We start from the raw sequence: 17,465 nt of genomic DNA on the forward strand, positions 1-17,465 counted from the left end.
GCCTGCCCCCCCTGCCTATTTCACGAGGATCTCACTTTTTCGCGTTGCTCCCATAGAAAAACTGCTTGCACAACTGGAGAGGTTGACAAATGTTGAATAACCTAATAACGTCCGCCGCAACAAGGTTCTTACGCCGCGCTGACTATTTGTTATACTCGCTCAAAAACTTCATCTTTTTCCCAATTTACTGATTCTTCCATTGTTCCAAGCTCTGCGAAAGCTTTGGCAGCTTTAAGGGTTGTATTCAAGTCAACGCAGGACTTAGCCGGATAAACACCTTCTTGTCCCCCAACTATCACGAATTCATCTATATCTGATTTAGATGGGTCAACAAGATAATGAAAACTTTCATTATCAAAAGTCAAATACACTATATATTTTCCTAACCCACCACCCACCGCCATGTGAGTTTCGCTATCTGTTTCTAAGGTTATAAGTGTTTTGTGATGTCCGTCTAACTCTCTAATAGCTGATTCTATTTCTTGCCAACTATGCGCTTGCTCGACACTTCCCTTGTTCTGATTACCAATCCAATCTTCAACTGAAACTTTTGTTATAAACATAATTAACCTCATATCAGTGTAATTGTTTGACGACCGCTAGGGCTAATAACTTCTATTTCTTCTATACCAAGCTGTCTAGCCATTCCTTTCACACCTCCGTTTTGACCACACGCTCTACAAAGATCCCGGTCAACTGTTAAACGGGCTTTTCCTCCTCTTAATCCTGCATCAAAGGCTTGTTGAAAGGCATCAGCTTCAGCGTGTGTGCGACTAATTGGATTTACTTTAAGTGTAATCTTTCTGCGATTGGGATTACTGCCTGCACTGATACCAAAAAATACGCTACCACCTATCTCTAACTTTGCGATTGTAGCGCGGTCATCTTCACTACCTGCTGGAGTCAGGCCAAGCTGTTGTCTATACTGTGCTAATTCTTCAAAAATAAGCTTATATATAAGCTGTTGCATCTCCAACGCTGGAGCTAAAGTGTTTATATCTGAATTTTTTACTACCTCTTCTGAGCCAACAGGACAGCTATAAACTACGTAAGTCCATATTCCTGGATTACCTGCTTCAGCACTTTCACCTTCATAAAAAGTAACCGTTCCATCTTCTTCGCACACATAATAAGCTGAGTAAACATCTTCCCAATCGCAATCTGAGTTTTCTAGCACCCATCGAATTTTAGCTAATACACCAGCAATATGATGAGGTTCAGTTTCTCTCTGGACTAAACGCTCTCCTTCCCACTCAAAGTTGTGTAACTCAAGAGGCATTGCAACAAAGCCTTTAAACAGAATTAAATTCCAGTTTAGGGAACCTAATTAATAGCCTAATGCCTAATGTCCACCAAGTAATCTCAAAATTACTGTTGTAGCAAGGCACAAGAGAGCGAAAACAATGCTCAGATGGGGCGTGAAATGCCAACCCTTAAGGCTTTTCACAGATAACAGGTAGCCTTCGCCTGCGGTGCGTCATCGCTCAGTTGGTGCTTTCGCCCCCATGTCGTCATAGCTCCTTATGACGACATGGAATTCTAACTCTCTGGAGGGAACACTATAGTAATAAGGATAAAAATAAAGGAGTTTTTATATGTTTAATTTAAACATATTACAATTAGCTGAAATTAATTCAATAGCTTGCTTTGTAGAAAAATGGTTCCCTAACCATATACAGGCTTTTTATGAACGATTAAAAAATATTCAAGACCAAATTAATACTAAATTAAAAAATCGTAATTATCTGGAAATTTCTCAATCTGAGCAACAGAGTATTATTGATATCTTATTACAAGATGCTTGGCAGTATATTGATTTTTCAATAGTAAGTGAATCAGAATTTTACCAAAATAAAAGTGTTGATGAAATTGAGTACAGTTTATGGTCAATTTTTAAAGCTGCTGAAAGGTTATTAGTTATTTCAACCCAAGATGAATTTTTAAAGAAAGCTATAGAAACAAGCACTGAAAAAGCCCTTCAATTGAGTTTATCTTATTTCAAAAAAGAATACTTGGAGCGAAAGTAATACTTTTTAATATTAAATAATTGGAATCGTCATCCTCAAGCACTTCCGTTCCTGTAGTAAAAATTCTTAAACAAAGAAAAATGCCATCAGAGCAAAATAAAAAAGCTCCCGCAAGCTCTAAGCTTTATAGAGCATAGGTTAGAGCCGTTTTCAATACTGCGATGGCGTACACGCCCGCCGTATCAGTCTTATAACAAGTTCATCTACTGGTGTAGAAGACAGTATAGAATCTAAAACCCAATCACCGAAACGGCCTTTCGCTTCTGCTCCGGCGTTACCTCCAGATAACGCTGCAATGTCCCCAGGTCGCTGTGACCAGAGATTTCTTGAATAGTTCGCAAAGGTATCCCGGCGCTCGACATTTGCGTGAGGGCAGTTCGCCTAAACGAATGAGTGCTGACTCCCTCAACTCCAATCCGCTTGCAGGCATCCCGTAAAATCTTGTCTGCCATGAATCGGGTCAAACGTTCAGTTACGCCGCGCATACCGGGGAACATTGCCCCCGATTTTAGTTGGTATTCGCCCAGCATTGCGGCTAGCCCTGGTGGGATGTCCACAATCCGGGTTTTATGCTTTCCTTTGGTGGTAGACTTGCGGAAAGTGATAGCACCAGATTTGATATCAGTCGTCTGGAGAGCTAGCGCTTCACTTACGCGACAACCAGTAAACAGGCAGATGCCAAACAGAGCGCGATCGCGGGGAGTGAGAAATCCCTCCGTGAATAATCGCTTTAATTCCTCTTGGCTTAGTATTTTGCCTTGTCCGTTGCCGCTAACCTTCATGTTTTCTACTTTCTAGGGGATTACACGTTATCAATGTAACGTGTAATTGATGACCCAAAGTATTGTAACTCCGTTGGCGACACGAAAGCGATCGCTCCTCATCAATTCCAACTTATCAATCGCAATCGCTACAACCCGCATCCCAGCGTTGGCTGATAAAACCTGCTTATGATTGCAACGCGATGACCAAGAACAGGTATAATCTCCGCTAAAAAGCGACCGCATTTTTATCGAAATTACTACAGATTTGATATTGGCTAATTTGAAAATCGCAGTTTAACAGGTAGGGGGGCGCAAGATGAGACAGTCATCTCAAGTCGGAAAAACTCTTTTATTAAAAGTAATTGGAGTTAGTTTTGCTGCAAGTCTTGCTTTGTTTGTTGGCTTCAGTGTATTTGGTAAGAAACCTGAATCAAATGAAGTAAAAGTGCGGGTATCTTTGTTGCAAACAAGCATCATTGAGGATAGTTCGGAGTTTATCGCTAGCGTAGTCTCACGTCGTCTAGCAACTCTCCAGCCACCAATCGAGGGTCATATAACTGGAATATTTGTTAGAGCGGGAGATACAGTTGCAGTTGGAGAAAAAATTATGGAATTAGTACCTACCAAACGACAAAAACAACTCCAGCACTTCAAGATTTCGGCTCCCCTAGCTGGCATTGTTGACGACATCCCGGTAAAAGAAGGTGAATTAGTTAATACTTCTCGTCAACTTACCCAGATTGTTCAAAACCAACCTTTGGAGGTGAATATCGCTGTACCAACTCAGGAAATATCTAAATTGTATAAGGGAATGCCAGTGAATTTGATGGGCACACAAGGTCGGAGCTTTGGTATCGCTAAGGTATTTTTTATTTCTCCTAGCGTCAACAATAATAGCCAAACAGTACTTATCAAAGCACTGTTTGATAACTCCAAAGGTGAGTTGCGAACAGGTCAACAAGTAATGACTAGAGTGATCTGGGACAAGCGTCCGGGATTTTTAATTCCAGTTACAGCAGTATATCGCTTGGGTGGAGAGACTGGTGTTTTTGTGGCTCAAGCACCGGAAAAACCGCAACCTGGAGCGCTGACGCTGGTGGCTGTACAAAAGTCTGTAAAATTAGGAGCTATTCAGGGGAATAATTATCAAGTTCTCTCAGGACTGAAGGCTGGTGATAAAATCGTTGTCTCAAGTATTCTCAATTTAACTAATGGTACTCCTATCATTCCTGAACTATAAGGCGTAAAAATAGCGAACAGAAACGTCGGGCGATCGCTCTCCCTTGATGCGCCTGTTATGCTACCACCAACCACAAAGTAGATAACACCCGCTAGTAGTCTGGCTTTAGGCGACAGTAGCTTACTGCGGTAAGGGGCTTTAGTTTACTAATAAACTATAAGTATATTAAAGCAACTAAATTTTTTAGATAATTATCTGACTATACCTTAATTTATTTGCTGCTGTAATTTACTTAATTGATAATAGCTCAAAACTGCTTACCTTATTTAGTCTAAGTCAGATACTCATTGCTGTTTAGACGGTTATAGTCAGACAATTTTAAATTTTAGTAACTTACTTTAATTTTCTTAACTTAATGCAGTAAGCTGCCAAACGCAATTAGTAAATTACTATTAACACAACAGTATCTTACAATAATATTGTTTTAAATTTAACGTAACTGACTTTAAATTACCCATACAGATATAGCAATATATGGCTACTAAAGACTGGTTAGACAATCACGCTAAAGTCACAGCATACCTTGACTTCAGCCTCTACGCTAGTTTAGAGAAGTGGATGAAAACACACAAAATCAAGAAAGCGTCTCAAGCTCTCACAATTATACTGGAGCATTATTTAGAGGGCAATATCCCGATTGAAGTGATGCCAGAGAACCTTGAACTTGAGGTAAAGCAGCTTAAGGTTAAAGCCACCGAAATCGATGGTCTTGAGGCAACCGTAGCCGAGCAACAAAGGGAATTCAATGATGAGATTAACTCGCTTAGAACAGAAATCGATGGGCTACGGCAAGCTCTAATAAACGCGGGGTTATCATCGCTCAGAGAGAGGGTAGAGGACATCCCCAGAGGCAAAATCAAATTCTCATATTCTGATCATGATGCTAAACAGGGGCTAACCAAGACTGATCTGTGTGAGCGGATAAATATCAACGGCAGTCAAATCAATCAATGGGCAACAATGCTCAATCTTGACCCTGATGAGTACCTGTTTGAGTTGACTGGGTGGAAGAAGCCCCTTAATGCTCGGCGGTACTTCCCGGTATTGGAGAACGAGCAAAAACAAGCTGCCAAAACTAGTTAGTAGAAGGCGATCGCCGATCTAACGGTACACAGAAAGGAATTTTCCAATACCACACACATTATCTAGCACAGGGGGCCTGGATATTGGGGTTTTGCTCCTGTTGCGGCCGAATTGTCTATACTCCTTCTATACCCCTGGTTGATAAGGGAGTTGCTATCAATAATTGCTCAATTGGTGGACGCTAACATTTAAGAAGCACGGCAAGATACAGGGTTTTGCCATGAACCATGAGGTGTGCTGGGTGCATTCGCTGTAAGTTCCAACTCCCCTTTTGCATTCATCACCCACCCAGTAGCTTCCACAATCGGTTTTGGTGTAGCAGTAGGTTTGATGGTAACAGGTGGACTCTTGCTGTTTCTGGTGCTGGGATTAAGAGTAATCAAATCTACTTGCACTGCATCAGTGTTGAGGGCATCGCCTGGGTTAGGTGGCAAGCCGCCGCGTCCAGTGATTGTAAAACTGCTCTTAGCTAAATTTCCACCAGCTTGACAGGTCTGTGCTACTTGGGTGTCAACTGGTATCGTTGGCAGGTTGACTAAGCCACTGTTAGGGTCAATATCCGGCGTGTTAAGTTCTACAGTACCGTTTACACCAAATTCAGAACTAGCGGTAATATCACTCAGAGAAGTTGGGTTAGAGCGGGGTTGAATGCCATAGATACCAATGGCTCGAATATCTACTCTTCCACCACTGCCTGTGTAAGCATTAGCAGTGATGTCGCTATTTTCGCTTGGGACAGCAACAATGAAACCCGACGGGGCATCAATATTAATGTTGCCACCATTACCACCAGTTAGGGCTGTGCCTGCGGTGGTGGTAATTTGAGCGCCACGACGCAGAAGGAGTAAATCAGTTTGTATGTTGATGTCGCCACCATTTCCCGATTCAGATTGGGCGTTGAGTGTGCCACCGTTATCTAAAGTAACTCTAGGTGAGGTAACGATAATATCTCCAGCAGTACCTATTGGACTTTGGGAGTTAACGAACAAGCCACTGGTAAAGTTGGCACTCTTGCCAGAAATAGTAAGAAAATCAGCAGCATTAACTTTGATTACACCTGCATTGCCTTGTCCAAGGGTTGAGGCATTAAGTCGAGCGCCATCTTGTAACGAGAAAGAACCGGAGTCAATAGTAATACTACCCCCATTGCCAACTGTGCCCGTTTCCACGAAGCTGCCAATTCCACTAACAAAACCGTTTTTCCCCCCAAAAATATCAACAGCACCAGTAACATTAACATTGACATTCCCCGCATCCCCCCGTCCTGCTGGCGCTGTTGCAGATGCTTCACGAGTACTGGTTACCAATTGAGCGCCATTAATTAATGATAGTGTTGCCGCATTGATGTCGATATTGCCACCTTTACCTACACCCCCAGATTCCACCGTGCTGAAGATATAAGCATTATCTGCAAGAGAAACAGCATTTCTTGCACGTACTGTCACATTCCCCGCATTTCCTTGTCCACGGGTTTCGGCAGTAAGTTCAGCGCGATCTGCTAACGACAAAGAACCAGAATCGATAGTAATATTACCCCCATTGCCAACTGTTCCAGTTTCCACCCTGCTGCGAATCCCACTAGCAAAACCATTTTTCTCTCCAGTAATATTAACAGCACCAGTAACATTAACATTGACATTCCCCGCATCCCCGCGTCCTGCTGGCTGGTTCCCAGATGCGCCGCGAGTAATGGTTGCTAATTGAGCGCCATCAAGAAGTGATAATGTTGCCGCATTGATATCGATATTGCCACCTTTACCTACACCCCCAGATTCCACCGTGCCGAAGATATAAGCATTATCTGTAAGGAAAACAGCATTTCTTGCACGTACTGTCACATTCCCTGCATTCCCTTGTCCACCGCTTGAGGCAGAAAGTTGAGCGCGATTGCGTAACGAGAAAGAACCAGAGTCAATAGTAATAGTACCCCCATTGCCAACTATTCCAGTTTCCACGAAGCTGGCAATCCCACTAACAAAACCGTTTTTCTCCCCAGCAATATCAACAGCGCCAGAGACTTTCACATTAACATTCCCCGCATCCCCCCGTCCTGGTGGCTGGTTCCTAAATGCACCGCGAGTAGCGGTTAGCAGTTGAGCACCATCAGTTAGTGATAGTGTTGCCGCATTGATGTCGATATTGCCACCTTTACCGACACCCCCAGATTCCACCGTGCCGAAGATATAAGCATTATCTGTAAGAGAAACAGCATTTCTTGCACGTACTGTCACATTCCCTGCATTCCCAAGTCCCGAAGTTGAGGCAGTAAGTTCAGCACCATTGCTTAACGACAAAGAACCGGAGTCAATAGTGATATTACCCCCATTGCCAACTGTTCCAGTTTCTACGCTGCTGTAAATCCCACTCAATAAACCATTTTTCTCCCCAGCAATATCAACAGCACCAGTAACATTAACATTGACATTCCCTGCATCCCCGCGTCCTGGTGGCTGGTTCCCAGATGCACCGCGAGTAATGGTTAGCAATTGAACGCCATCAGTTAGTGATAGTGTTGCCGCATTGATGTCGATATTGCCACCTTTACCGACACCCCCTGATTCCACCGTGCTGAAGATATAAGCATTATTTGCAAGAGAAACAGCATTTCTTGCACGTACTGTCACATTCCCCGCATTCCCAAGTCCCGAAGTTGAGGCTTCAAGTTGTGCGCGATCGCCTAACGAGAAAGAACCGGAGTCAATAGTAATATCACCCCCATTGCCAACAGCCCCAGTTCCCACGAAGCTGGCAATCCCACTCAATAAACCATTTTTCTCCCCAGCAATGTCAACAGCACCAGTAACATTAACATTGACATTCCCCGCATCCCCACGTCCTGGTGGCTGGTTCCCAGATGCATCGCGAGTAAGGGTTAGCAATTGAGCGCTATCAAGAAGTGATAGTGTTGCCGCATTGATGTCGATATTGCCACCTTTACCGACACCCCCTGATTCCACCGTGCTTAAGATACTAGCATCTGCAAGGGAAACAGTATTTCTTGCACGTACTGTCACATTCCCCGCATTCCCAAGTCCCGAAGTTGAGGCAGAAAGAGAAGCGCGATCTGATAATGACAAAGAACCGGAGTCAATAGTAATATTACCCCCATTGCCAACAGTCCCAGTTCCCACACTGCTTAAAATCCCACTCAATAAACCATTTTTCTCCCCAGCAATGTCAACAGCACCAGTAACATTAACATTGACATTCCCCGCATCCCCACGTCCTGGTGGCTGGTTCCCAGATGCATCGCGAGTAAGGGTTAGCAATTGAGCGCTATCAAGAAGTGATAGTGTTGCCGCATTGATGTCGATATTGCCACCTTTACCGACACCCCCTGATTCCACCGTGCTTAAGATATTAGCATCTGCAAGGGAAACAGTATTTCTTGCACGTACTGTGATATTCCCCGCATTCCCAAGTCCCGAAGTTGAGGCAGCAAGAAAAGCATCATCTCGTAATGAGAAAGAACCGGAGTCAATAGTAATATTACCCCCATTGCCAAGTGACCCCAAACGCACATTATTAACAACTAGGCTCCCACCTGCAACTTTGATTTCCCCAGTAGCATTAAGCGTAATATCTCCTGAAACAGTTTCAGGCACCCCTAAACCTTGTCCAATCCCAGCACTTAGGAAACTTCTCTCTATCTCTATATTCCTGGCATTGACTGCAATATTACCGCCACCAGCCCCAGTTACAATTACGTATGAACTATTAGTTAGGGATACCGAAGTTCGCCCAACATTCTCAGGAAATCTCAAGCTGAGACTATCGCCATCTACACCCAGCGCTACACTACCAGCTTGGGCCAATCCTCCTAACTCAACACGCCCGCCATTGGCATTTAATTCTCCCCCATCCATGCTGACATTCCCACCCACCAGCAGTAAACTCTTACCATCTGGTACTCGTAAACCAAATGCATCAAAGCCTGCTGGATCTATTCCTGCAAATGCAATTGAGTTATTTTGAATCACTGCGTTTTGATTAATCTGATTAAACAGCAATGCTGAAGGATTAATAGTCAACAACGGTGAAGGGATATTTTTCTCAGTAGCGCTAAAAAATCCAATATTTCCAAATTGCAGTGCGTTCGCTGTAGTCGCTACAAAGGAACCACCAATATTTAGCGAAGCATTTTGACCAAAAATAATCCCCGACGGATTAATCAGAAACAAATTAGCTGTGCCGTTAGCGCGAATTAATCCATCAATATTAGAACCTGACCCACCCGTAACTCGACTAATGATATTTTGAATATCTACAGCATTATTAAAAGAAGCAGTGCCACCAATAGGCACAGAAAACTCGCCAAAGCTGTGAAACAAGTTACCACCAGATTGCGTTCCTCCAGTTATATTGAGGGTGTTGCCATCTGGTGTAACGATGGAATTATTAGGCAAGGTGCTATCTGGGGTAATTTGGGCAAAGACATGCTCTTGCAAAGAAGCAACTAACACGCCTCCCATCACCAAACTAGTACACCAACGCCGCAAATCTTGAGTTATTCCTGACATATCACTCCCCAATAAATTCACCGTGTGGCTAGTCTTTTTTCCCGACGTTGTAATACTGTGAAATGGGCTTCCCAGCAATGTTTTGCAGCAAACTGCATTGAATTGAATTAACCCAATTATTTTATCAAAGCCCCTTTGATTGATTTGGCACTCCAAAAGGGGAGCTAACTTTGCTATCTTTAGCTCTGGCTTAATCAGGCGAGTTTTATGCAAAAGGGAATTATTTTTACAAGACTTTACATAATGAAATGCTCAATTTCACTACTGAGAAATCCGGGTAGCGAGTCAGGTTAACGGCAAAAGAATACAGCTTGAAACGCGATGGCGTTTGCGATGGTTATCAGAACTGTGGTTCTGGTAAGCCAAATTCTCATAAGTAAAAAAAGGATGGCTCGTGCCACCCGTTGACCTATTAAAAAGCTTACTCAGGAGTATTTTGGCAGGTCGATTAGGGAACAATGCCCGACTGAATCTTCTCCATGTCTTCAAATTTCCATGCTTCATTAACGACTGAGGAATAGTCAAGATAACCAAGCATTGAACCTTAATTAATTTGGGGAGAAGGTCAAAAGCGTTAGATGAATATGACTTAGAAACCACCACTCCCCGACTAAATCCTTTCGCTCTCCTCACCAATACATCATTCATTCATAATCAAGTTATAGTCGATATAACCAAGCATCGCCCCTCTTTTTATCGCCTCATAACGGTTCTTGACGTGCCATTTACTGTACAAATCGCTGGCATAATGTTTGACTGTACTAACAGAGAGAAACATTTCTCTGGCAATCTGTTCAAAAACTAAACCCTGAGCCAGTAATCGCAGGACTTGTATTTGCCGCTCGGTGGGAGAGTCAAGCAAGTTTTTGTCAGCAAAACTAGGGTCGATATATCTGTTTTGATAAAGGCTTTCTAACAGTTTTTTAGCCAGCTTCGGGTCAAGTAGACATTCATTAAAGTAAGCTCTCTTGATGGCTAGTTCAATCAATTCTATATCAGCACTTTTGAGCATATAAGAATCAGCCCCATGACGGAAAGCTGAGTTAATAAAGTCTGAATGAGTTTGATTAGTAAAAATAACTACTTTACTATTAGTATCCCTTTTAATTGAACGAGTAAGTTCTAGACCACTCATATCGGGCAATAGTAAATCAACTAACACAACATCAGGATTCATCTGTTCAATTAACTGAAACCCTAGTTTTCCACTGGTAGCATCACCAGTTACTTCTATATCTGGGGATTGTGAAATAGCGCCTTTGATGCCTAAAAGAGTGAATATTTCTGGTTCAACAATTACTATTCTCAGCATGATTTTATTAATCCTCTAATAATTAATGGCTGTTTATTCGGTTATTTCTTATTGGTGTCTAGCGGACACGTTTAAGACACTTGGTGTCTGGGCGGTGTCTGGGGTAGTGTCTGCTGGTGTCTATGCTGTATAAGGGTTTTGAGCTTTGGTGTCTGTGGTGTCTGGTGTCCGATGTCCCCAAAAAAGGGGGGTTTTTGGGAGCAGACACGCGGACACCAAAGCGGCTAAATTTGATTGAGCTTGATAACACCCTCGCCTATCCAGTCCGCCAATCCTGCCCCCACAATTTCATACATCCAGCCCTTGATTTGCTCAACAGTAAATCTTTCACCAGCTACTTTAAAGTTGCCCTTGAACTCTCTTACATCAGCTTCAATTCGTTCAGTTCTGGTGAGATATTCATACAGTTTTTGCGCCATTGTTGATAGTTTTTTCGGTTCATCTTGGGTGTCACCTGCTTTGTTACCAAGATTGAATTCCAGTTCATAGATCCGCTCTAAAGTAGCTTTATCGATGGTTGGCGGTTCATTACTGGTCAAAGGTTTATCAAACCGAAAATCAATTCGCTTGTGGTCGAGTTTAGGCAGTTCAATATCAATCCATTGCCCATGCCCAGGTAGTTTAATCTTGCCCTGACCGCTAGCTTTGGCTTCTGTCGTAATTGGGTCAATAGTTGCGATTAGTTCTACTTCTAACAGTGCCGCATCTCGAAGTTTTGATAACCCTTTAGCTTTGGCTAAAATCTCCATTGTGCGGTCGTGAGCTACGAACAAAGGAATCATTAATTGTTTGCGAGATTCAGTCATGGCACAGCGAAACCATTTACCAATAAAATCAGGGTCGGGCTTCCATTTTTCATCCTCACAATCGTCTGGCATTGGCTCAACAATGTTATCTGTCCAAGTTGTAAACTCCTCAGCGACTACACAGAAATGTTGGTTTGTGTCTCTTAAGTGTTGCGTCCATTGCTCCTCAACCATTCCACTTTCACGATAGGCTTTGTAACGGCGGCGCATTTCCGCCATGTACCATTGCATGAAGTCAGCTATCTCTCTGTAGCCAGTAATCAAATTCACCCCCCGCCATTCAACTTCTGTTCCGTGAGGGTCAAGTACAAAGATTTGATTCCAACCGGCTTGACGCTTATGCCAGATAATCTCTCTGGTAGTCCAGGATTTCCCAGCACCCATGCCACCAAATATCAAAGTGGGGTAGCCGATGGTGTTGTTGATCCAGCGATATTTGTCACTAGGGGCAATTGCTTGGCTGTCTGCCCCAGTAACCTTGTCGTTGGGGTCAATCGTCCCTTGCAAAGTCTGACTCCCTTGTAGGTAAGGCGTTTTCATCTCGCGCAACTGCTTAATGTAATCTGCCTTCTGTTGCTCGGTCATGCCTGCGGTTTGCGCCTCAAAGATAGCGTCGGATGCCTCCATTTGGGTAACTTCAATCTCAGTGTGGGCGTAAATCTCCGCTTTTTGGATATCCACAGTGCGATCATTGGCTATCAAATCTAAATCGGCTTGTAGTTGGACTTCTGCGATCGCAACGTCTCGGCAACTCTCTAGTAGCTCGGAACGTGCGGCCATCTCTGCCTTTGCTGCGTCCCGTTTTTGGGCGATGTCTTCAAAAACTGCTCTCTGCTTCTCCTCATTTTGACAATGGCGGAGCATCCACCCCGCAAGCGCAAACCCCAGGAATCCCCCAAACGCCCAAAACGCTTTATATGGGTTAGTCGCTTTCACCAGTCCGTTTACCCCCATCGCTGGGTCACGCACAATCTGAGTGGGCATCCCTTCTAGCTTCCATTGCTCCCAGTAATAGGGGGTCATGCGGAATGGTCTGTTATTCTTGTCCTGACATACCAATTTTTTCTGGGGAGTCCGAAGGCAGAAATAAATGCGGTCGCTTGATTCCCCTTTCCAAGCCATTGCCGCAGAGCTAATTCCCACAGTTAAACTTAGCCCAATTGCAACAGCTTTTTTATCCATCGGCAACTGTCCGAACCACTTCATTAAACCCGATTGTTGCGACTCGGATAACTGTTTATGTTTCTCAGATAGATAGTTCATTTACTTTTCCTACCACCAAATATAAAAATCATTAATATCGCTAGAAATATGCCCACTCCTGCACCATCCATCCAACTTGAAGATTCAGCAGTTTTTGGCTGATACACCTTTTCAATTGAAGTATTAGCTGTTTGTGTGGAAGTTCTCGCTTCATTCCATTCACTAATCGGTTCGGAAAGCGCACACAATAACGCACATGAAGCACTGCAACCAGTCATTAAATTAGTGACAAAATTATTAAACCCTTCACCTGTTGCAGTGGCAGTAAAATACAGGTGTGCAGTGCCAACAGCTAGGAACATTCCAACTGGGTGAACTTGCAATAGATGAAAGGTAAAAATAACAGCACTGTTTAAGCAACTGCCAGCGACAATTTCACAAGCATTACCAGCACGTCTAAATGTTCTACCTCTGTTATTTTCTGGTAATGGTTGTGGTTGTTCGGGTTGTTGATGCTGCTTAGTTGATTGTGGTGTTTGTGCCAGCCCTTCATGCAAAAAAGGGCTGACGCTATGAGGATCTTCATTTCGTTTCCTTACTAGCATCAGCCTTATCCTTTTAACTAATAGTTATCTCTCGCCCAATTTGTTCCACAAGTTACCCAACATTGCACCCCAACCGCGAACTGTTCCCGTTGCTGAAACACTAGATGCTGGTGCAGAAGTTTGGCTAGTAACTGGTATCACTTCTTGGGGGGCTTGATTGGGTTCTAATGCCCTTGAGCCGTACCGCGCACGGGCTAACAATTGTTGGCGTTTCTCTCTCAGCCCTGTTGTGATTGCTTGTCTCTCTGCTTGTACAACTTGCCTGTTTTCTATACTGCTAATCTTGTTTTCATGCCGCCACAATTCTGCTTGTAGATCATGGTGTAATTGGGCTGCAACTTCGGCTAGTCCGTGCTTACGTTTTTGGTCAATTCGCAGCAAGTCGGCTCTATCTTGGGCATCTATTTTACTCATCTCCGAATCGAACTCGGAATTAAGTTTGCGAATTTTGGCGATAGCACCCGCAACATGAGAGCCATATTGTTTACGAAGTTCGACCCAGGTGACTTGCCCTTTTGTTAACTTCTCCATCGCCTCAAAGACGACCTTGGCATTGTCCAAAAATGGCTCTAGTCTGTCAGATAATTCTTGGGCATTATTCGCATAATCAGCAAACTGTTCGAGCTTATTTATATCAGAGAGATAACCCAAAATATCAGACTCAAATCCTCCCCAAGATTGTGCTTTCTCGTCGATATGCGAACTATGACCAACTACAGGATTACGTATTGCAAAGTCCATTGCGTTATCTCCTAATAAGGTATTAAGTCGTAGTTGATCTCACTCGACTCTTGGGGCAATTCATCCCAGTAACCCATCTCTTCAAATCGGCTATAAATTCTCGTTGCTAATTGCCGTATTGGATCATCAAAATCTTCAGAAATTAAATCAAATCTGTTGGAGCCAAACGCCAAGATATTTGCAATATCCGGGTCAATACCATTACCCAAGAATTGACCAAATGCAGCAGAGTATGGATGGTCATCAATGGTTGAATGAGTTGCTAGAAATTCCGTCCCGGTAAAGGGTGGGTAATCTTCACTCTCGAATATTGGTGTGTCAAGTGCCTCAATATCCGCCTCAATCATTGCGGCCCATTGTTCAGGATTTTCCGCTTTGAATTGCTCTAATCTCAAAGCGCGGTCAGTCAGAGGTGATTTGCCCCAATCGTTGGGATTTTTGTAATCAAGTGCCATGCTGTTAAGATCCTTATGTACTTTTCGTTTTGCGGCGAGAGATACGTCCCCTAGTGAGGCGATTGCAATGATTGGTAGTCGGTGCAATCGCTTCATCATCAGTTTTCACAAAACTCAACAAGTTCAAAAACCTCCCTCTGCACTTGGTTTTGGTTTAATTCTTTGCGTCTGCCTTTGGAGTCATTGAAAATGAAAGGTGCATTGACTCTAGAATTAGAAAGGTGGCTATAGCGCAGTTGTTGACCACGGAATTGGTACAAATGATTACGCTGTAAGGCTGTCGTTGAAAGCATAAGCTTGTCCCTCAACTTGAGAGTAGAACTCGATATTTAGAATCGCTTCGTGAATCTCCATCAAAGCTTGCACAGCATCCCCCAGACGCAGGTCATTCGATGTACTGAACCGCTCGGAAGCTTCGATTTGTTGATAATTTGGGGATGCTTGCACGAACCTTAAAGTCTGTTCGCAACCGAGGATGATGGTCATTATTTCGGTTGTTGTTAAGCTTGGTTGTGTTTGCACAGTGTCTTGGTCGCTCATGACTTCCTTCCTTTTCTTTGGGTTTTCATCGGTGTGGGTTGGGGTTCTGGCTGATTACTTGGGGCTTCTGGCTGACTCGGCTTTTGAAGTACATAGCTGATAGCCCCTGCACCTCCCACAGCTGCGGCGATGGTAAACATATTGTTTCTGCCAAGCTGCTGGACTCCGAAGTAGCCAACGGAGATCGCTGCTGCTGTTGCTCCAATGCCTAAAACCGTGTTTCTGAATGTGGATTTGGTCATGCTGCCCCCTTGAAATTAGTGACCATTGCGCTAAGTGCCGATTTATTGGGCTGTGTAGATGTTGCTGTTTCGGGTTTTGGTGATGTTTGTACATTGCCGTGTTGAAAAATCAGCTTCTCTACACCTGCCGATAATGCTTGTGTCGGTGCATCTTGGGGTAAATCAAAAATCTTGCACAATTCAATTACTGCTAGATAGGAAATGGTTATACGCCGAGATTCGTAATTCATTGATTAGGCTCCTCTTGCAATTTGAGTTAATAGCTTTAACCCCAAGGCATTGATAAATTGGGGATTGTTCAAAATAACAAAGCCTAAACCGGCTAAGTTTTGATCCACCACTGGCTGCGAAACACCCCCACCCCAGGCGACAAGATATTTAGCGCGGTCTAGATAATTGCCAGCAGTCACAAAGTTGGCGAATTTCTCAATTCTGTTACTCCACCATTCGTCTAGACACTGGCTGTACTCTGCCTCAAACTTCTTACCTGTCAGGTGGTTGCCTCCATAAGTAAAAGTGCCTTCAATAATCCCTTGGTTAACGAGACTGGGTGAGTGCTTCACATCCTTGGACAGCAGACTTACTCGGTCGTTTCGTTTGTCGAGAGCTTCTGCAATCATGGTATGCAGTTCACCGCAACCACCCTCTATCAGGTGACGGTCAATCACTGCACCGCTACCGTTGAACACGGTAATCAACCAAGTTGATGAACCGATATCAAGTGCGATCGCTAATTCTGAGGGGTCAAGTACTAGGGATGCTTCACCGAATAAGCAGTGGGCAATGCTTCCAAATCCTTCGGGATAAATGCCTGTGACTACAATTTCAACTGTCTTAGTGACAATAGAACGAGTTACAGGATGCAGATGCTCAAAGGTGTGAGTCCCTTCTACTCGGCGTTTAATTTCATCTGCCCAGCGTTCTGGGTTGTGATTGCTCAAACTAATCGAAAGTTTGACTCCATCGGGAATATTCAGAACTGCTAAGTCTGCAAGGATGCTTTCTAATGCCAGTTCTGCCTTTTTCGCCTTATCTTCGTGTAACAGGGTGTGGTCACTTTGCGCTAGAGCCGCACTGCCCCAAAAGAATTGAACATCTTTTAAGTCAAGCCGCGTTCCTTCGACATACCGCACCCATGCCCCATCTTTAGATATGGTTTCGTGGTGCATGATGTTGCGGTTGCGAACAAGTGAGTATGCGGCAGGCATCATGATCGAAAAATCACCAATGATTGCCTTGCCATACCCTGCACCTGAGTCTTTTCCGGCGATAAGGTCAGTTAGCCCTGATTGGGCTAACAAGTCTGCTTGAACTAGCCAGTTTTTGGCATTGGTGTATGTGGTTGTCATGGTTCTGATGATTGGTAAAAGTCTTGATTTTTCTGGCTTGGTGTTGATTTTTAGGCAAATCTAGACAAATCCAGATATCCAGTTAGGGGCAAGCCATAGCATCACTTTCTGGCTTCTATTGCCTTTGTTGGGTGGCTGTTTTTGGCTTGCCTGTTAGTGCTATATTAGCACTAACAGCACTAATAGTGCAAATAACATCAGAGGTGTTATTAGTGTTTTAAGTGCAGATGATATCTTTAATGTGCTTGGAGAGTAAGATGGATGCTGTATACAGCAATTAGTTCTGAATTAATGGCACGACCGCGAATTACACTTACCGTGTCTGATGACGTTTATCAGTATCTTAATGAGTGGGCAGACCGAGAAGAACGACCATTAGCTAATCTTGCAGCTTACTTGCTAAGTCAAGCTGTTAGAGAACATCAAGAACAGAATGAATCTGCCAAACCAAAAAAAGGTGAGGGTACAGCATGACTGAATTATCAAGACAGGACGGACAACCACAAACCAGCAGGCTTGACCAGATCAAAGTGATAGTTCTGATTCACAGCCAGATAACAGCAAGCCAACACACAGGT

Annotated in this window: 19 protein-coding genes; 5 read left to right on the top strand and 14 right to left on the bottom strand. The window is 43.6% G+C overall.

Annotated features, from left to right (window positions below):
* Window positions 1–149: 149 nt before the first annotated feature.
* Together CDC33_RS36970 and CDC33_RS41040 are read right to left on the bottom strand one after the other, a co-directional pair.
* Complete coding sequence (locus tag CDC33_RS36970; RefSeq protein WP_109013530.1) at window positions 150–563, bottom strand: Imm1 family immunity protein; 414 nt, start codon at window positions 561–563, stop codon at window positions 150–152.
* An 8-nt stretch (window positions 564–571) separates the two neighbouring features.
* Window positions 572–1,279: a deaminase gene (locus CDC33_RS41040; RefSeq protein WP_244919589.1), complete on the bottom strand. Its 708-nt coding sequence runs from the start codon at window positions 1,277–1,279 to the stop codon at window positions 572–574.
* Window positions 1,280–1,595: 316 nt separating this feature from the next.
* Between CDC33_RS41040 and CDC33_RS36980 the strand changes: the two genes are divergently transcribed.
* Entirely contained in the window at window positions 1,596–2,027 is a 432-nt protein-coding gene (locus CDC33_RS36980) for a hypothetical protein (RefSeq protein WP_109013507.1), read from the top strand.
* A 230-nt stretch (window positions 2,028–2,257) separates the two neighbouring features.
* On the opposite strand, the gene CDC33_RS36985 is transcribed toward CDC33_RS36980, so the two are convergent.
* Complete coding sequence (locus CDC33_RS36985; RefSeq protein ID WP_109013508.1) at window positions 2,258–2,809, bottom strand: tyrosine-type recombinase/integrase; 552 nt, start codon at window positions 2,807–2,809, stop codon at window positions 2,258–2,260.
* Between the two features lie 49 nt (window positions 2,810–2,858).
* On the opposite strand from CDC33_RS36985, the gene CDC33_RS41510 reads away from it, so the two are divergent.
* The 3 genes from CDC33_RS41510 (at window position 2,859) to CDC33_RS36995 (ending at window position 5,114) form a co-directional block, all read left to right on the top strand.
* Window positions 2,859–2,981, top strand: a complete 123-nt coding sequence (locus tag CDC33_RS41510; RefSeq protein ID WP_280524484.1) for a hypothetical protein — start codon at window positions 2,859–2,861, stop codon at window positions 2,979–2,981.
* A 126-nt stretch (window positions 2,982–3,107) separates the two neighbouring features.
* Window positions 3,108–4,031 (top strand): efflux RND transporter periplasmic adaptor subunit, encoded by a 924-nt coding sequence (locus CDC33_RS36990; protein ID WP_109013509.1) that lies wholly within the window; start codon window positions 3,108–3,110, stop codon window positions 4,029–4,031.
* Window positions 4,032–4,505: 474 nt separating this feature from the next.
* Window positions 4,506–5,114, top strand: a complete 609-nt coding sequence (locus CDC33_RS36995; protein ID WP_109013510.1) for a hypothetical protein — start codon at window positions 4,506–4,508, stop codon at window positions 5,112–5,114.
* Window positions 5,115–5,302: 188 nt separating this feature from the next.
* On the opposite strand, the gene CDC33_RS37000 is transcribed toward CDC33_RS36995, so the two are convergent.
* From CDC33_RS37000 to CDC33_RS37045, 11 genes are all read right to left on the bottom strand, one after another.
* Entirely contained in the window at window positions 5,303–9,634 is a 4,332-nt protein-coding gene (locus CDC33_RS37000) for a two-partner secretion domain-containing protein (protein ID WP_244919590.1), read from the bottom strand.
* Between the two features lie 640 nt (window positions 9,635–10,274).
* Entirely contained in the window at window positions 10,275–10,946 is a 672-nt protein-coding gene (locus CDC33_RS37005) for a response regulator (protein WP_109013511.1), read from the bottom strand.
* A 224-nt stretch (window positions 10,947–11,170) separates the two neighbouring features.
* A complete protein-coding gene (locus CDC33_RS37010) occupies window positions 11,171–13,015 on the bottom strand; it encodes a hypothetical protein (protein WP_109013512.1) in 1,845 nt (614 codons plus the stop codon).
* On the bottom strand, window positions 13,012–13,560 hold the full coding sequence (locus tag CDC33_RS37015) for a hypothetical protein (protein WP_109013513.1): 549 nt from the start codon (window positions 13,558–13,560) through the stop codon (window positions 13,012–13,014). The genes CDC33_RS37010 and CDC33_RS37015 overlap by 4 nt, the downstream gene beginning before the upstream one ends.
* Window positions 13,561–13,584: 24 nt before the next feature.
* Window positions 13,585–14,301 (bottom strand): hypothetical protein, encoded by a 717-nt coding sequence (locus CDC33_RS37020; RefSeq protein WP_109013514.1) that lies wholly within the window; start codon window positions 14,299–14,301, stop codon window positions 13,585–13,587.
* 11 nt (window positions 14,302–14,312) lie between these two features.
* Window positions 14,313–14,756 carry a hypothetical protein gene (locus tag CDC33_RS37025; RefSeq protein ID WP_109013515.1) on the bottom strand — a complete coding sequence of 148 codons (444 nt, stop codon included), beginning with the start codon at window positions 14,754–14,756 and terminating at the stop codon, window positions 14,313–14,315.
* A gap of 98 nt (window positions 14,757–14,854) precedes the next feature.
* Window positions 14,855–15,049 (bottom strand): hypothetical protein, encoded by a 195-nt coding sequence (locus tag CDC33_RS38110; protein WP_146195945.1) that lies wholly within the window; start codon window positions 15,047–15,049, stop codon window positions 14,855–14,857.
* Entirely contained in the window at window positions 15,021–15,296 is a 276-nt protein-coding gene (locus CDC33_RS37030; RefSeq protein ID WP_109013516.1) for a hypothetical protein, read from the bottom strand. The genes CDC33_RS38110 and CDC33_RS37030 overlap by 29 nt, the downstream gene beginning before the upstream one ends.
* On the bottom strand, window positions 15,293–15,538 hold the full coding sequence (locus CDC33_RS37035) for a hypothetical protein (protein WP_109013517.1): 246 nt from the start codon (window positions 15,536–15,538) through the stop codon (window positions 15,293–15,295). Before CDC33_RS37035 ends, CDC33_RS37030 begins: the two co-directional genes overlap by 4 nt.
* Entirely contained in the window at window positions 15,535–15,768 is a 234-nt protein-coding gene (locus CDC33_RS37040; protein ID WP_109013518.1) for a hypothetical protein, read from the bottom strand. Before CDC33_RS37040 ends, CDC33_RS37035 begins: the two co-directional genes overlap by 4 nt.
* A gap of 3 nt (window positions 15,769–15,771) precedes the next feature.
* Window positions 15,772–16,887 carry a ParM/StbA family protein gene (locus CDC33_RS37045; protein WP_109013519.1) on the bottom strand — a complete coding sequence of 372 codons (1,116 nt, stop codon included), beginning with the start codon at window positions 16,885–16,887 and terminating at the stop codon, window positions 15,772–15,774.
* Window positions 16,888–17,148: 261 nt separating this feature from the next.
* Here CDC33_RS37045 and CDC33_RS37050 point away from each other — a divergent pair, with 261 nt between their 5' ends.
* Complete coding sequence (locus CDC33_RS37050) at window positions 17,149–17,361, top strand: ribbon-helix-helix domain-containing protein (protein ID WP_199349702.1); 213 nt, start codon at window positions 17,149–17,151, stop codon at window positions 17,359–17,361.
* Window positions 17,362–17,465 lie beyond the last annotated feature (104 nt).

Source organism: Nostoc commune NIES-4072 (assembly GCF_003113895.1).
Taxonomy (GTDB): domain Bacteria; phylum Cyanobacteriota; class Cyanobacteriia; order Cyanobacteriales; family Nostocaceae; genus Nostoc; species Nostoc commune.

Excerpts from the sequence above, each read along its gene's own strand:
- CDC33_RS36970 (WP_109013530.1), bottom strand. The coding sequence starts at position 563 with ATGTTTATAACAAAAGTTTCAGTTGAAGATTGGATTGGTAATCAGAAC.
- CDC33_RS41040 (WP_244919589.1), bottom strand. The coding sequence starts at position 1,279 with ATGCCTCTTGAGTTACACAACTTTGAGTGGGAAGGAGAGCGTTTAGTC.
- CDC33_RS36980 (WP_109013507.1), top strand. The coding sequence starts at position 1,596 with ATGTTTAATTTAAACATATTACAATTAGCTGAAATTAATTCAATAGCT.
- CDC33_RS36985 (WP_109013508.1), bottom strand. The coding sequence starts at position 2,809 with ATGAAGGTTAGCGGCAACGGACAAGGCAAAATACTAAGCCAAGAGGAA.
- CDC33_RS41510 (WP_280524484.1), top strand. The coding sequence starts at position 2,859 with ATGACCCAAAGTATTGTAACTCCGTTGGCGACACGAAAGCGATCGCTC.
- CDC33_RS36990 (WP_109013509.1), top strand. The coding sequence starts at position 3,108 with ATGAGACAGTCATCTCAAGTCGGAAAAACTCTTTTATTAAAAGTAATT.
- CDC33_RS36995 (WP_109013510.1), top strand. The coding sequence starts at position 4,506 with ATGGCTACTAAAGACTGGTTAGACAATCACGCTAAAGTCACAGCATAC.
- CDC33_RS37000 (WP_244919590.1), bottom strand. The coding sequence starts at position 9,634 with ATGTCAGGAATAACTCAAGATTTGCGGCGTTGGTGTACTAGTTTGGTG.
- CDC33_RS37005 (WP_109013511.1), bottom strand. The coding sequence starts at position 10,946 with ATGCTGAGAATAGTAATTGTTGAACCAGAAATATTCACTCTTTTAGGC.
- CDC33_RS37010 (WP_109013512.1), bottom strand. The coding sequence starts at position 13,015 with ATGAACTATCTATCTGAGAAACATAAACAGTTATCCGAGTCGCAACAA.
- CDC33_RS37015 (WP_109013513.1), bottom strand. The coding sequence starts at position 13,560 with ATGCTAGTAAGGAAACGAAATGAAGATCCTCATAGCGTCAGCCCTTTT.
- CDC33_RS37020 (WP_109013514.1), bottom strand. The coding sequence starts at position 14,301 with ATGGACTTTGCAATACGTAATCCTGTAGTTGGTCATAGTTCGCATATC.
- CDC33_RS37025 (WP_109013515.1), bottom strand. The coding sequence starts at position 14,756 with ATGGCACTTGATTACAAAAATCCCAACGATTGGGGCAAATCACCTCTG.
- CDC33_RS38110 (WP_146195945.1), bottom strand. The coding sequence starts at position 15,049 with ATGCTTTCAACGACAGCCTTACAGCGTAATCATTTGTACCAATTCCGT.
- CDC33_RS37030 (WP_109013516.1), bottom strand. The coding sequence starts at position 15,296 with ATGAGCGACCAAGACACTGTGCAAACACAACCAAGCTTAACAACAACC.
- CDC33_RS37035 (WP_109013517.1), bottom strand. The coding sequence starts at position 15,538 with ATGACCAAATCCACATTCAGAAACACGGTTTTAGGCATTGGAGCAACA.
- CDC33_RS37040 (WP_109013518.1), bottom strand. The coding sequence starts at position 15,768 with ATGAATTACGAATCTCGGCGTATAACCATTTCCTATCTAGCAGTAATT.
- CDC33_RS37045 (WP_109013519.1), bottom strand. The coding sequence starts at position 16,887 with ATGACAACCACATACACCAATGCCAAAAACTGGCTAGTTCAAGCAGAC.
- CDC33_RS37050 (WP_199349702.1), top strand. The coding sequence starts at position 17,149 with ATGCTGTATACAGCAATTAGTTCTGAATTAATGGCACGACCGCGAATT.